At 59.6% G+C, this 364-nt stretch carries 1 pseudogene; it reads left to right on the forward strand.

Annotated elements, in window-relative coordinates:
- Positions 1–149: pseudogene (locus AC1D34_RS38380) on the forward strand (IS110 family transposase); the annotation flags it as partial.
- Positions 150–364: the final 215 nt, after the last annotated feature.

Genomic DNA, 364 nt, shown 5'->3' on the forward strand with positions numbered 1-364 from the left:
GGCTTGAAGCTTGTGGCTCCGCCCATCATTGGGCGCGTAGGCTAATCGGCTGTGGTCATGATGTGCGGCTGATGCCGCCGGCCTACGTGAAGGCCTATGTCCGGCGCCAGAAAAATGATGCAGCAGATGCAGCGGCAATCTGCGAGGCTGACCGTTCATAAGCGCTGCGATATTGGAAGCAGGGTGCATCTCGAGATCCCTCGCACGAACCACCGTGAGTACCCGCTCTGCTCGTAAGAGAGTACGGAACTTGAGATAATGCGCGCGATGGTTCGATGACGCTAACGGGCTCAACTCGGGCGGCGTTCTATGGCCGAATCCGTGTGACCGATGTGCCGCTCGGCGGCGGGATGTGCTTTTGCGC

This window comes from Allobosea sp. P1_A7 (assembly GCF_056406775.1).